Origin of the sequence: Ekhidna sp., assembly GCF_040220215.1 — a bacterium.
Lineage (GTDB): Bacteria > Bacteroidota > Bacteroidia > Cytophagales > Cyclobacteriaceae > Ekhidna.
In genome coordinates this window covers 154,750-167,408 of the sequence record NZ_JAVJTR010000019.1, presented here as the reverse complement: position 1 = coordinate 167,408, position 12,659 = coordinate 154,750, and the positions used below count along the sequence as shown (strand labels likewise).

At 41.4% G+C, this 12,659-nt stretch carries 16 protein-coding genes; 10 read left to right on the top strand and 6 right to left on the bottom strand.

What is annotated here, in order from left to right; translation table 11 throughout:
- Nucleotides 1-145 precede the first annotated feature (145 nt).
- The gene (locus RIC88_RS13605; protein WP_350218096.1) at nt 146-1,279 is read left to right on the top strand and encodes a Fic family protein; all 1,134 of its coding nucleotides are present in this window, start codon (nt 146-148) and stop codon (nt 1,277-1,279) included.
- Here RIC88_RS13605 and RIC88_RS13600 read toward each other — a convergent pair.
- A complete protein-coding gene (locus RIC88_RS13600) occupies nt 1,245-2,045 on the bottom strand; it encodes a hypothetical protein (RefSeq protein WP_350218095.1) in 801 nt (266 codons plus the stop codon). The genes RIC88_RS13605 and RIC88_RS13600 overlap by 35 nt on opposite strands.
- Before the next feature lie 68 nt (nt 2,046-2,113).
- On the opposite strand from RIC88_RS13600, the gene RIC88_RS13595 reads away from it, so the two are divergent.
- Nucleotides 2,114-2,590, top strand: coding sequence for a hypothetical protein (locus tag RIC88_RS13595; protein ID WP_350218094.1), 477 nt, complete (start codon nt 2,114-2,116; stop codon nt 2,588-2,590).
- Nucleotides 2,591-2,595: 5 nt separating this feature from the next.
- Entirely contained in the window at nt 2,596-3,282 is a 687-nt protein-coding gene (locus RIC88_RS13590; RefSeq protein WP_350218093.1) for an alpha/beta fold hydrolase, read from the top strand.
- 105 nt (nt 3,283-3,387) lie between these two features.
- On the opposite strand, the gene RIC88_RS13585 is transcribed toward RIC88_RS13590, so the two are convergent.
- From RIC88_RS13585 to RIC88_RS13575, 3 genes are all read right to left on the bottom strand, one after another.
- On the bottom strand, nt 3,388-4,143 hold the full coding sequence (locus RIC88_RS13585; RefSeq protein ID WP_350218092.1) for an enoyl-CoA hydratase/isomerase family protein: 756 nt from the start codon (nt 4,141-4,143) through the stop codon (nt 3,388-3,390).
- A gap of 94 nt (nt 4,144-4,237) precedes the next feature.
- Nucleotides 4,238-4,471, bottom strand: a complete 234-nt coding sequence (locus tag RIC88_RS13580) for a hypothetical protein (protein ID WP_350218091.1) — start codon at nt 4,469-4,471, stop codon at nt 4,238-4,240.
- A 307-nt stretch (nt 4,472-4,778) separates the two neighbouring features.
- Nucleotides 4,779-5,054 (bottom strand): hypothetical protein, encoded by a 276-nt coding sequence (locus tag RIC88_RS13575; RefSeq protein ID WP_350218090.1) that lies wholly within the window; start codon nt 5,052-5,054, stop codon nt 4,779-4,781.
- 233 nt (nt 5,055-5,287) lie between these two features.
- On the opposite strand from RIC88_RS13575, the gene RIC88_RS13570 reads away from it, so the two are divergent.
- From RIC88_RS13570 to RIC88_RS13550, 5 genes are read left to right on the top strand one after another with little or no spacing between them, the layout of a single operon-like run.
- Complete coding sequence (locus RIC88_RS13570; RefSeq protein ID WP_350218089.1) at nt 5,288-5,788, top strand: hypothetical protein; 501 nt, start codon at nt 5,288-5,290, stop codon at nt 5,786-5,788.
- A gap of 9 nt (nt 5,789-5,797) precedes the next feature.
- Nucleotides 5,798-6,460 (top strand): hypothetical protein, encoded by a 663-nt coding sequence (locus tag RIC88_RS13565; protein WP_350218088.1) that lies wholly within the window; start codon nt 5,798-5,800, stop codon nt 6,458-6,460.
- On the top strand, nt 6,430-7,206 hold the full coding sequence (locus RIC88_RS13560; protein WP_350218087.1) for a sensor histidine kinase: 777 nt from the start codon (nt 6,430-6,432) through the stop codon (nt 7,204-7,206). The genes RIC88_RS13565 and RIC88_RS13560 overlap by 31 nt, the downstream gene beginning before the upstream one ends.
- A 6-nt stretch (nt 7,207-7,212) precedes the next feature.
- Entirely contained in the window at nt 7,213-7,893 is a 681-nt protein-coding gene (locus tag RIC88_RS13555; RefSeq protein WP_350218086.1) for a response regulator transcription factor, read from the top strand.
- A 57-nt stretch (nt 7,894-7,950) separates the two neighbouring features.
- Nucleotides 7,951-8,145, top strand: a complete 195-nt coding sequence (locus RIC88_RS13550) for a hypothetical protein (RefSeq protein ID WP_350218085.1) — start codon at nt 7,951-7,953, stop codon at nt 8,143-8,145.
- A 220-nt stretch (nt 8,146-8,365) separates the two neighbouring features.
- Here the strand turns inward: RIC88_RS13550 and paaZ are convergent, their stop codons facing one another.
- Nucleotides 8,366-10,417, bottom strand: a complete 2,052-nt coding sequence (gene paaZ, locus RIC88_RS13545; RefSeq protein ID WP_350218084.1) for a phenylacetic acid degradation bifunctional protein PaaZ — start codon at nt 10,415-10,417, stop codon at nt 8,366-8,368.
- Nucleotides 10,418-10,686: 269 nt separating this feature from the next.
- Complete coding sequence (locus tag RIC88_RS13540) at nt 10,687-10,974, bottom strand: hypothetical protein (protein ID WP_350218083.1); 288 nt, start codon at nt 10,972-10,974, stop codon at nt 10,687-10,689.
- On the opposite strand from RIC88_RS13540, the gene RIC88_RS13535 reads away from it, so the two are divergent.
- Together RIC88_RS13535 and RIC88_RS13530 are read left to right on the top strand one after the other, a co-directional pair.
- Entirely contained in the window at nt 10,969-11,373 is a 405-nt protein-coding gene (locus tag RIC88_RS13535) for a hypothetical protein (protein ID WP_350218082.1), read from the top strand. The two genes, RIC88_RS13540 and RIC88_RS13535, sit on opposite strands and share 6 nt — an antisense overlap.
- A gap of 27 nt (nt 11,374-11,400) precedes the next feature.
- On the top strand, nt 11,401-12,648 hold the full coding sequence (locus RIC88_RS13530; protein WP_350218081.1) for a tetratricopeptide repeat protein: 1,248 nt from the start codon (nt 11,401-11,403) through the stop codon (nt 12,646-12,648).
- Nucleotides 12,649-12,659 lie beyond the last annotated feature (11 nt).

Here is a 12,659-nt window from a genome sequence, read left to right as displayed (position 1 = left end):
CGAGTAAACATTAAAAATTTAATTAATTGATGTTTGATAAGAAGTAAACCTTAAAAAAGTAACGTCATCACGAGCATAGCGAATTGATCTCATTCTAAGAGAGATTACTTCGGTCGTGTCTCCCCTGTAATGATGCAAAATAGAAATGAAACAACCCCTTTTCAACATAAACCCGGACCGGAACAAACCCTGGAATGACCTTCCGGACTTACCGATCCATCCCGATTTGTATCGGACCGTCGACATCATGGAGCAATTGGGGAATACCAAGTCTGCGCTGGGTCGATTACATGGCCGATCCGTTGCTATTCCAAATCAAGGCATTTTAATTAATTCGATCAGTTTGCAGGAAGCAAAAGCATCGAGTGAAATTGAAAATATATTCACAACCGATGATGAATTGTATCAGGCGTATAGTGAAGAAGGTGAGGATACGAACATCAAAGGTGCACCCAAAGAAGTGCTTCGGTACCGTGAGGCACTTTGGGCTGGACATCAGCACCTGAAACAGCATGAAGTATTTGATCAGGATTATTTCATTAAGGTTTACCGAATTGTCAAACAAACGAATGACGGTCTAAGACCACCAAGCGCACATATTTACATTAAGCAGGGAGGGACAGGACCAAATGCTGGTACTGCGATTTACACCCCTCCAAGAGGAAAGCAGATTCTGGAGCAGAAACTTCAGAACCTCGCCGAGTTTGTAAATGATGATGAAAAATATCCCGTTGACCCGCTAATCAAAATGGCGATTGCGCATTATCAATTTGAAGTAATCCACCCTTTCCGTGATGGAAATGGAAGGGCTGGCAGGATTTTCAATATTAACATTCTGACTCAAAAAGGACTATTGGATCTGCCCATTCTATTCCTGAGTCGATACATCATCGATCACAAGAATGACTATTATTCAAACCTAGCCAGTGTAACTCAGCGAGCAATGTGGGAGCGATGGATCTTATTCATGTTAAAGGCAGTAGAGGTTACTGCTAACCTGACGTTTGATAAGATCAATGACATCCTTGCGGCGAAAGAAGGAATTATGGAGTCCATCGAATCAGATACTAAAATCAGGAAACCAGAGCTTCTTGTTCAGATGATTTTCACACAGCCATTGACAAAGGTGAGTCATTTGACCGACGCTAAAATTTACGCTGAGAATACAGCAAGGAATTACCTGAATGAATTGGTAGATCTGGGGGTTTTGGAAAAGCGAACTATTTCAGGACACCATTATTACCTTAATCTTGAGCTGTATCGGATTTTGTCTGAGTAGAGTCTGCTGCCTGTTGATATAGCTGCCTCACTTCGTTTTCCGGAATGTCAGGAAAATAACCTTGTATCATTTTGACAGCAGCATCTTCGGAAGGCGCTCGATTAATTCCCTCAGAGATTAAATCTTTTTCAATCGCCACCTTGAGAAGTGGATCAAGCTTTTCATTAATTAATGGAAGTGCGACCTCAGAAGCATCGGCAATAGCCTGCAAAACTCTTCCTCGATCATTCAGAAAAGTGATGAATCGTCCAAAGTTGTCATAATTTTTGGCCCAATTGATTTGATAAATCGGATCACTTTTAGGGAGTCCTTCTGGAAGTGTTTGATATTTAAGCGAGGTAGATGTTATCAACCTTTCTGCATGTTCTAATTTTTTTATTTCTACATACAATTTTTGTAGTGCACTATATAGTTCAAAATCAACTATTTCAGTATTCTGAAGATTGATCGCATACTCAATAATCTGGTAACGATATTGTGGTTCAATAAATCGCCAATCATAGAAACTGCCATATCGATCTTCATTGCGTATCACGATAAGTTCTTTAACCTTGCCTTCCATGTATCCAGCCATACCTGGCATTTGTAGCCGAAAATGTTCTAATTCATACTTAAGGGCAGTAAAGACTTTTTCTTGCTCTTTTGCATCTCTTCGTTCCGAAGCTTTATTCTGAAGGACAAAAGCAATGTAAACACCAATGATTACCACAAATAGATCGACAAGGGCCCAAGACCATCTTCCACGCTTTGATTTGGATGAAAACATACCTAAAACTACTTATTCTCATTTTACTGATGAAATTGTTAATTAAGATCCAATTGATGCTAATTTTAATGAATACGAAAGTGATCATGTCATTCATTTTGTCATTGGCTTTTTATGGAGCTATTGGACAAAATCCGGAGAAACAATTGATGGACACCATTGATTTTGTGACCCAGGAAATTCAAATCCTAACCAACAGTTCTTATGATTATAAAGCCTACCGTCTGAACTATGATAATTGTAACCTTGAAATTAAACAAACCCCGAAGGGGGATAGCACGAAATGGGATTTGTTTGCTTTCTGGTTTGTAGATATTGACGAAACTAAAATGAAGGTTCTCGAGCAGCCCAATGGTGAGTGGGGTTTGATCCTGAATACAATATCAGAAGAATGGAAGATTAAGTATGTTTCTGAGACTGATTCCGGAAGGCGTAATTTCATTATCATGCTTTCTGATGATAGGGAACAACTCATAGCTTTGGGGCAGGCGATTTACTTTGCCATAAAAAAGTGTAAATCGATGAATCGGGTGAGTGACTATTAATTCCTATGAATAATCTGATATTAATCCATGGTGCACTTGGAACTGCAGACCAGATGTCGCCTTTGAAAGAAATGCTTAAGAAGGATTTTAATGTTCATCTACTGGAGTTAGAGGGTCATGGTGCCAGTTCGTCAAATGAGAAAGCATTCGCTATCGATGGTTTTGTAAATCAACTAGATGACTTCATAGACTCAATCGGAGGCACACACATTTTCGGGTACAGCATGGGTGGATTTATTGCGCTGCTTTCAGCTGCATCAGGAAATCCAAACATTCAATCCATCACCACTTTAGGGACTAAAATGAAATGGAGTTCGGAGATTGCTGAGCAAGAGGTTAAGCACCTAAACCCTGAAAAAATCAAAGAGAAAGTGCCTGCTTTCGCGCAAGCGTTGAAGAAGAAGCATGGAGTTCATTGGGAGCAAGTTCTCTATCGTACGGCTGCTTTTATGAAAGCCCTGGGTGATGAACCTCCTATCACGGAAAGTCGAATGAAACAGATTAATATTCCTGTTCAATTGTGTTTGGCTGATAAGGATCAAATGGTTTCGAAGGAGGAGACTGAAGAGGTAAATGCATGGATACCGAATAGCCGATTTCATTTTATTCCAGACAGCAAGCACCCCATAGAACAAACAAACCTGACCACTCTTGCTGAGACAGTCAGGTCGTTTATGCCGTCAATAAGTTGATGTTTAAATTGAAAAATCAATTTATTCAACCCCAGCCCTAAAGGGTGTAAATTGATTTTCGCCTTTCCCTTTAGGGATTTCAGGGTTAAAAGGCGAATTGTGGCATTACTTGTCCTTAAACTTCTGAATGAAATTTCGGGTGAACTCTGAAAGCACCAGCTTTCCACTCATTTCAGCTCGTTGGGCTAAAAGCTCGTCCCAGTGCTCAGTTCCTTCCCAGAAGACCTTCTTTAGTTCCGCCATAGCTTCAGGATTGTATGCAGCCAGTTTTTCTGCCAGCTGATTCACTGCTTTATCTAGAGAAGTAGCGTCATCATACAGTTTACCGAAAAGCCCTTTTTGATGCGCCCATTTCGGATCATAAAACTCATCAGGATTCATGGCCATTTGGGACATGGCAGATAATCCTACTTTACGTTCAATCGCAGGCCCTACAACGAATGGCCCGATTCCGAGTGCAAGCTCGCTCAACTTGATCGCTGAATGTTTGGATGCAAAGCAGTAATCCACTGATGCCGCAAGTCCGATTCCTCCTCCAACTGCTTTTCCCTGCAGACGACCGATGATGAATCTTGGGCATTTTCGCATGGCGTTAATTACATTGGCAAAGCCCATAAAAAATTTCTTTCCATTTTCGGGACTATCAACAGCCATCAACTCATCAAAGCTGGCACCTGCACAGAACGTACGATTGCCACCGCTTTTAAGGATGACCACTTTCACTTCTGGATTATTTCCTGCCTCAGTGATTGTGTCTGCCAGTTTTTTGAGGATGTCTCCAGGGAGGGAGTTGCTTTGTTCGGTAAAGAATTCAACGGTACCGATCCCGTTGTTTATATCAAGTTTTACGTAGTTGCTCATAGCGCAAAAATAGGAATCCTCTGTTTGTTAAATGCCATAACAAAAAAAAGCCCTTCGACTGAAGGACTTTTTAAGTTATTCGAAGAATGATGAATTACAATTTAATGGTATCACCGTCTTTACCTCCTTTGTAAAGAATCTTTCCTCCAGAACCGTAGGTTATCGTAAACCCTTTTACGACATTAAAATCAGGATCAGGAATCCCAAAAGTTGACGGGTCAATATTAAAACTTGTTTTCCCATTATCTACAAGCCCTTGGCATTGGATGGTGACATCTACACCTTTATTTGGACTTGCATATACTGCATTCATTATTTGAATAGCCATAATTCTTATTTTTAAAATGTTTTCTACTCATAAGGCTTTTCGAAATCCGCCCCTGCATTTGGTGGTGAGCAGGATCCACTTTCTGATATCAGTGATGTAAAATTCGATAAACCGTTATTCGTATATAAGAGGGAAATTATTGATTTTAGAATATGGGTATTTTTATCCGGTTCGGATAATTCTATCTGAATCAAATGATATAAAAAAAGAAAGCCCTCCAAAAAGGAGAGCTTTTCCCAACCAGCTACCTCCCCGGATATCAGCCGGAGAGCATTGAGTACACTACTATGAGATTTTCAATTTCTTATCATGTTATTGTTCCGCCATTAGTAAAATCAATGGTTTGGCCTTCCATACATGCGAAATGATAGGTTCCACCCGGACGCTGTACCTGAGCACCAAACTGCTTAGTGTAGCCCATGCATGGGTCACCGCCCAGGTATGAACTGGTAATGGTTACAACACCTTTGTTTTGATTGATCAGGTTTTGAAGGATGGTCTTTACATCCATGGCGCGACCGTTAGTTTCATTTCCGTCTTTTAAGGCTCCATATACTGAGAAATCTACTTTTATTTCAGACATAGTTTTAAAAATTTTGGTGGTTCCTGTTTCCTCAAGACTCAGATATCTTTTTAAAATCGGTATTGTAAAATTTATTGATTGAAAGGATGATAACCAGAGGGAAATTGACCCTTTATTCAAACAGATATTTATACCTGTTTTTGATTTTTTTATGGATAGAAATATCTATTTCACAAGTAAGTGTTTTTGATATATGAACGGATCGCATTAGACTTGTTTAAAAACCTAACATTATGAAAAATTTAACGATTACAATGCTGGCATTGCTAGTTCTTTCATGCCAACAACCAAACTCGGAACAACCTGCTGAAAGTAGCTACAAGGTTGTGGATTCTGAGCCATCTATGTATGCGGTTTCATTAGCAGAAGCCCAAAAAAACATTGATTATTATGACACTATAGCCAAAAAGGTCCTCAAAAATGACCCAATCAGAGCCTTTACCATTCGATCTGTTGATTTAATTGAAGCAATTGGATTATCACCAGAGGTAGACTCAATTGCCAAATACAAGCATGTAAGAATCTACCTCGGCCTGGACAGTGCTGATCAATTCAAACTGTATCTAACACCGGTGGAGGGAGCAAAGTTGAGTGCAGGCATAGCAGGGAAGGATGTAATCCTTGATGGACCATATGAAGGGATTCCAAATGGTAATAGTGAAGTTTCAGATAGCGACGGCCCCTATATGATGGATTTCACAAAGCCCTGTCCGACAACCTGTCCAGAGCAATAGTAGTACAGGATGGAAAAAGTGATTAATCTTATTCTTGAGTTTGCTTCAATCCCGGTGCTTGGTTGCGCTATCTATGCGGGGTTCATTTATAAGCAATTAAGAAAAGAACTAAGACTAATTGCCTGGTTTATCCTTTTGTCCGGAGCTATTGAATTGAGCTCAACACTATTATGGTACATAAAGATTAATAATTTCCCGCTATTGCATCTGTATGTATTAGCGGGATTTGTAATCCTTATTTTTTTTTATGATTCAATTCTACGTGGCTTTATAAGTCGCAAGGTTTTTCTTGCACTAGGGGTTTCATTTACTGTTTATACCATAATAAACTCTGTAGCGTTTCAAACGATCTATACCTTTAATTCAAACGCACTGGTAGTGCAAGCTATTCTGGTGATCATCCTATCTTTATCCACCAATATATTATTGTTGAATGATATTGTGAAAGAGCAAAGGTTGGAACTGATTTCAAGCTTGAATTGGATCAATTCGGGACTTTTTATCTACTATACATCAAGTCTCTTGATTTTTTATTTCGGGGATTATCTCACAAAGAATTTTTCTCCAACTATTAATCAATATACTTGGGCATTTCATACAATGTTTTCAACAGTCATGTATATCTGCTTTTTTATTGGCCTATGGAAGCGACCCAGGAAATTGATTTCTTAAATATCTTATTGCCGCTGGTTGTGGTAATTTTCATTATTGCGATAAGCGTTTTTCTGCTCAATCAGCATTTTCAAAAAAATCTATATAGACAGAAGCTTGAACAGGAAGAATTGCAAAATAAGTATCAAAAAGAGCTCCTTCAGTCAAACATTGAAGCACAGGAGTCTGAACGGAAGAGAATTGCCAAAGACCTGCATGACGAGCTTGGGGCAACTTTGTCAATAGCGAGAATGCACCTTGTGCGATTGGAGCAGATGCATCCTTCCCTCGAATCCAAGGGGCTGTCATTGGGCAATGTCCGTAGCATTATAGAGTCTTCTATCTCGTCGGTGCGTCAGATAAGCCATCATTTAATGCCAACTCAGCTGGAAGCTTTTGGATTGATACGTGCACTTCAAAGCATGGTGGATCAAATTAATGAATCAAAGCAGATTGAGATAGACCTGTCTGTTCCTTCAAATCCAACTAAGTTTTCATGGGAAAAAGAGCTGAGTCTGTATCGGATATTTATGGAGCTTATTCAAAACACCCTTAAGCATTCAAAGGCAACAAAAATTGATATCAATTACAGTGAAGACTGGGAACATGTCTTTATCGAATTTAAGGATAATGGGATTGGACTTCCGAAGGAGACGATTCATGGGTTAGGGTTAAAAAGTATGGAAGCAAGAATTAAATCAATAGGAGGGAGTCTGGAATTTATACAAGGAGATGGTTTTAATGCTCGGTTAAGAGCTCCAATTTAGAATCGCATGGAGAATAAGATTAATATCGGTCTGGTTGAAGACCAGTTTCTTTTTAGAGAGGGTATGAAGTCAATACTTTCTTCTTATGATGAATTTGAGGTTGTCTTTGAATCTGAAGATGGATATTCTGTGCTGGATAAGCTGGCTAATAGTCCGGTAATGCCGGATGTCTTGCTGGTGGATCTTTCGCTTCCAAAAAAAGATGATATTGAATTTGATGGGATTGCTGTGACAGATGCCGTGGTTGAAAAACATCCGGAAACTAAAATTTTGATATTATCCGTTCATGACGATGATGCTTTTATTGCAGAGTTGATTGAGCGGGGGGCACATGGGTATTTGATTAAAGATTCTGATCCGAATGAAGTAACTGAGGCTATAAAATCAGTTTATTCAAAGGGCTCATACATCAATCAAAAGACACTTCTGGCGATTCAAAAAAAGATGAATCAGAAGCACAAGACCAGCTCCAAAAAAAGTCCGGGTGAAGATTTGACAAAGCGAGAAGTAGATGTGCTTCGTCTGGTTTGTCAGCAAAAAACCACCGGTGAAATTGCCGAAGAATTGTTCATCAGCTCAAAGACTGTGGATGGACACAGAAACAACCTGCTACAAAAAACCCATTCGAGAAATGTAGCAGGCTTGGTGCTTTATGCGATTAAGAAGGGATTGATTGAGGTTTCTTAGATTCGGATTGTGAAAAATGTTCACCTCAAATTTTGTATTTGACGTATATTTATATCTATGGAGCGATCAGAGTTTAAAAAGGAACTATCTAGACACAAAAACCAAATTGATGCCAGCATCAAATTCTTACAGCAAGGATTTGAAGATCTTCAAAAAAGAAATTATGAATTCTATGAGTTCATAGAAGAAAACTACTATGATCTTGAGGAACGATTAACAATTTTGGAGAGGAAGGTAAAGGAATTGTCATAAAGTTTTGAAAAAGAAATTCTAAGGAAAATTGGTGGGGTTTTATGATTGCTTGGATCGACAGAAAATTTTGAATGAATATTACTAGGAAAACGGAAATCTATTTAAGGTTATTAATTCTCCGGAATTCAAGTATTTAGCAGCCCTAAAAAACGAAGATGCCGGATCAAGTCCGGCATGACGTTCTAGCAGAGTGAATCTTCAAAGCGAAAAAATCTTCAAATCAACTCTGATCCCTCTTTTTAATCATTGTCAAAATCGTAGCAATGGCAACTGTCTCTCCGGTTTCATCATAGACATCCACCAGAAACTTCACAATGCCTTTTGCGATATCGTCTTTCTTTTCCTGATCTACTTTTTCTTTCACGGTACAGCGCACGCCAATGGTCATGCCCGGATAGACAGGTTTGGTGAATCGACATTCTTCCAATCCATAATTCAAAAGAACAGGCCCTTTCTTAGCTTGAACGAATAGTCCTGCTGCAGCGGATAAGATAAAATAGCCATGCGCTACACGTCCTTCGAAAGTTGTGCCTTCAAGAGAAGTGACGTCTGTATGTGCATAGAAGTGATCCCAGCTTACATTCGCAAACGTGACTATGTCACCCTCTGTGATTGTGCGTTTAGCGGTGATAACAGTGTCACCAATCTCAAGATCTTCAAAGTGCTTCGAGAATGGATGTTTTTCTGTGTCCTTGTATTCACCACCATACTGATACTGCTGAGTGATTTCAGTTAATGTAGTTGGTGATCCCTGAATCGCTGTGCGTTGCAGGTAGTGCATCACACCTCGTTTACCACCCATTTCTTCGCCACCTCCTGCACGTCCTGGCCCTCCGTGTACTAGTTGTGGCATGGGTGAGCCATGGCCGGTAGATTCTTTGGCACACGCTTCATTCAGAACCAAAATACGACCATGATGTGTCGCTGCTCTAACTACATACTCCCTGGCGATTTTATCATCCGCAGTTGTTATGGACGAACAAAGCGAACCTTTTCCTTTCTTTGAAATGGCAATCGCCTCATCCAAGTTTTTATATGGAAGAATAGTGCTGATCGGTCCGAAAGCTTCAATGTTGTGTACTTCTTCAGTCTTCAAAGGATTTTGATTCACGAAAAGCATCGGTGAGATGAAGGCACCTTTATGCCAGTCCGCACCCATTGCTTCTCCTTTATTGTCCAGTGAGCCATAAACCAGATCAGAAGTCTTGGCAAGCTCGGCTACCCGCTTAGTCACCTCATCCAATTGCTCTCTTCCTGCTAATGCTCCCATTCGAACTCCTTCCACACTTGGGTCACCGATGGTTGTTTTTTCGAATGCTTTACCCAAAGCAATCTGCACATCTTCGACCAGCTTTTCAGGTACAATGATCCTTCTTACTGCTGTACACTTCTGTCCACATTTAACTGTGATTTCTTTTCGAACCTCTTTGATGAACAAATCAAATTCCGGGGTTCCAGGAACCGCATCTTCTCCAAGTACTGCACAGTTCAGTGAGTCAGCCTCCAGATTGAAAGGAACTGAGTTCTCTACAATTTGAGGAAGTGTTTTAAGTTTTTTACCTGTCTCAAATGATCCGGTGAAAGTCACCACATCGTTCATATCCACATGATCCAGAATGCCATTTCCATATCCGGCAACCAGTTGAAGCGCACCTTCAGGTAGAATACCTGAGTCAATAATGTTTTTTACCATCACCTCAGTGAGGTAGCAGGTTTGTTCAGCAGGCTTGATGATGCATGGCATCCCGGCTAGCCAGTTGACGGCAGCCTTTTCAAGCATTCCCCAAATCGGGAAGTTGAATGCATTGATATGGACGGCAACACCTTCTTTTGGTACCATGATGTGATGGCCTACAAAGGTTCCTTCTTTTGAAAGTGGTACAGTTTGTCCATCTACATGATAGGGAAGATCTGGGAATTGTCTTCTCAAGCTCGCATTGGAAAATACGTTTCCAATCCCACCTTCAATATCAATCCAGCTGTCCAGGCGGGTTGCACCTGTTGCTTTACTAACCTCATAAAACTTTTCTTTCTCATCCATCAGGTGGAAGGCCAATGCCTTGAGCATCAATCCACGCTCCTGAAAGGTCATTTTTCGCAACGTGGGATTCCCTACATTTCTCGCATGATCGTAGGCATCCTTGAAATCAATGCCCTCGATGGTATGTGTTGCCACGGGATCACCGGTGATCGCATGATGAAGTACTTCACCATCACCACTTCCTTCCATCCATTGCCCTGCGATATAGTGTTTTATTTTAGGTATTGCCATGATCTGTTTTTCTCTTTTACGCCTTAGGCAAATCTATTTAACTAAGCGGTATTTTCGCTCCATCTTGTGACTTCCTTTTCCTACTGACCGACTTCCGGTTACTTACTTATTGACTATCCGTCCACTTCCCGTCATTTCGGCCTGGCTGCCGAGGTAGATTTGTGAGGTAGGAGCAATACCGGAATCTTATTTCCTCTTTTGCTAGTCAAAAGCCGGAATGGTTCTGTATAACTCTTCAGAGCAGCGAATACCTGAATCTTTATATTTTCTCAGTATATTTCCAATACTAACCACCACTTCACCTGAAACTTTTCAAAGAACTCAATCGCCGGAATGTCATTAAGGCGGCCATCACCTATCTGGTGGTAGCATGGCTGATCCTGCAGGTATTTGCTATCGTCTTCCCCATTTTCAACATCGGGAACGGTATCATGCGGTACGTCTTTATCGCCTTGCTTATTGGTTTTCCCATTTGGGTTGTGTTTGCGTACATCTACGAGTGGACGCCCACCGGCTTTAAGAAGACAGACGATGTAGCACCTGAAATTTCGGTGCACAGGCAGACAAGTAAGCGACTGAATGTTTTTATCATTGGAGGAATGGCAGTAGTCATTTTACTGCTGATTACAGACAGGGTCTTCAACTTCACTGGTATCTCAGATGCGCCTGACCCAGAAAAATCCATTGCCGTGCTTCCATTTGAAAACATGAGCTCGGAAGAAGACGCCTACTTTGCCAAAGGGGTGACCGAGGACATCCTTACACACATCTCACATATAGGCGATCTACGCGTTCTGAGCAACTTCACCCTACGCGACTATGACACGAAGGGCAAGACCATCGAACAGATTGGCAATGAGCTGGGCGTAGGCTACCTGCTGACTGGGAGTATCCGCAAGGCAGGAGAACAGCTACGGACTAGCTGCCAACTGGTGCAGGTGAACCCCGAAGAGTAAGAGTGGGCAGAGAACTTCGACAAGCGCATGGACGACATCTTTGCGATACAGACGCAGGTGGCAGAGGAGGAGGCCGCCAAGCTGCAGGCCCGTCTTTCCCCACAAGAAAAAGAAAAACTCGCTCAGACCCCTACGGATAACATAGCCGCTTACAACATCTACCTAAAAGGAAGGGAAGAATACTATACGTACGAACCAGAGGCTATGAAACGCGCCATTACCTACTTCAAAGAAGCCATTGCGCTCGATCCCGATTTTGCACTGGCCTATGCTGGGCTGGCAGATGCGTACAACCAGGGAAGTCCAATAATGATGCGTTTTTTACCTTTAGCCTATGTAGATTCAGCCATTGTGCTGGCTGAAAAAGCGCTAAATCTTAACCCTAATAGTGCAGAAGCATACAAGGCTTGGGGATTGGGGTTTGATTTTAAAGGCGACTTTGATCAGGCGATAGAAAAATATCAACAAGCTATCAGCCTCAATCCCAACTATACTCCAGCTTTAGATAATCTAGCCAATATACTTTCTTATACTGGCAGGCCAGACGAAGCGATACCATTGCACAAAAAAACGATCCAGATCAATCCGCTGAGTTTCAGAAGTTATTCTAATCTGGGTCAAAAATATTTAATCTTAGAAATGTTCGAAGAAGCCGAGGAGGCTTATCAGCAAGCGCTTATCCTCAATCCAAGCGCTTATTTTACCCACTACAACATTGCCTGGCTGTACGGTATCCAGGGACAATCCGATAAAGCGAAACAGCATTTGGAAAGCCTGGTGGCGGTGGACTCTTCCGATCCGTTACTCAATGAAATGGCAACTGACATTGCCCTTGGCGTAGATACCAAACTTTTCTACTACTATGCTAAGCAAGCCATGGCCAGTGACGACTTTGATCCGATCGTGAATTATGCTGTATCCCTTGGCATGGGGCACTTGCTTTGGGAAGCAGGCGAACAGGACTCGGCAAGGACCTGGGTTAGACCCGTACTTAAGTCATTCCTAAGCCAGATGAAAGAGAGCGATGACACAGGTTTAGCATTTAATATTTCCCTCTGTTATGCCAGCATCGGGGAGAAGACAGAAGCGCTACACTGGTTGCGCAAGGCCATTGACTTAGGGTATATGGATCGAACAAATCTCATGACGGTTCGACCCTTGAAAAACATCCAACAAGAGCCGGAGTTTAAAGCCATGATGGATGAGCTGGATCAGAAACTCACCCGCATGCGCATGAATGTGCTGGCGGGTGAGCAGGAGATAGAGAAGATGTAGCATTCGTTATT

What these genes read in the sequence shown, in the direction of transcription:
- RIC88_RS13605 (WP_350218096.1), top strand. Translation starts at nt 146, where the DNA reads ATGAAACAACCCCTTTTCAACATAAACCCGGACCGGAACAAACCCTGG.
- RIC88_RS13600 (WP_350218095.1), bottom strand. Translation starts at nt 2,045, where the DNA reads ATGTTTTCATCCAAATCAAAGCGTGGAAGATGGTCTTGGGCCCTTGTC.
- RIC88_RS13595 (WP_350218094.1), top strand. Translation starts at nt 2,114, where the DNA reads ATGAATACGAAAGTGATCATGTCATTCATTTTGTCATTGGCTTTTTAT.
- RIC88_RS13590 (WP_350218093.1), top strand. Translation starts at nt 2,596, where the DNA reads ATGAATAATCTGATATTAATCCATGGTGCACTTGGAACTGCAGACCAG.
- RIC88_RS13585 (WP_350218092.1), bottom strand. Translation starts at nt 4,143, where the DNA reads ATGAGCAACTACGTAAAACTTGATATAAACAACGGGATCGGTACCGTT.
- RIC88_RS13580 (WP_350218091.1), bottom strand. Translation starts at nt 4,471, where the DNA reads ATGGCTATTCAAATAATGAATGCAGTATATGCAAGTCCAAATAAAGGT.
- RIC88_RS13575 (WP_350218090.1), bottom strand. Translation starts at nt 5,054, where the DNA reads ATGTCTGAAATAAAAGTAGATTTCTCAGTATATGGAGCCTTAAAAGAC.
- RIC88_RS13570 (WP_350218089.1), top strand. Translation starts at nt 5,288, where the DNA reads ATGAAAAATTTAACGATTACAATGCTGGCATTGCTAGTTCTTTCATGC.
- RIC88_RS13565 (WP_350218088.1), top strand. Translation starts at nt 5,798, where the DNA reads ATGGAAAAAGTGATTAATCTTATTCTTGAGTTTGCTTCAATCCCGGTG.
- RIC88_RS13560 (WP_350218087.1), top strand. Translation starts at nt 6,430, where the DNA reads ATGGAAGCGACCCAGGAAATTGATTTCTTAAATATCTTATTGCCGCTG.
- RIC88_RS13555 (WP_350218086.1), top strand. Translation starts at nt 7,213, where the DNA reads ATGGAGAATAAGATTAATATCGGTCTGGTTGAAGACCAGTTTCTTTTT.
- RIC88_RS13550 (WP_350218085.1), top strand. Translation starts at nt 7,951, where the DNA reads ATGGAGCGATCAGAGTTTAAAAAGGAACTATCTAGACACAAAAACCAA.
- paaZ (WP_350218084.1), bottom strand. Translation starts at nt 10,417, where the DNA reads ATGGCAATACCTAAAATAAAACACTATATCGCAGGGCAATGGATGGAA.
- RIC88_RS13530 (WP_350218081.1), top strand. Translation starts at nt 11,401, where the DNA reads ATGGACGACATCTTTGCGATACAGACGCAGGTGGCAGAGGAGGAGGCC.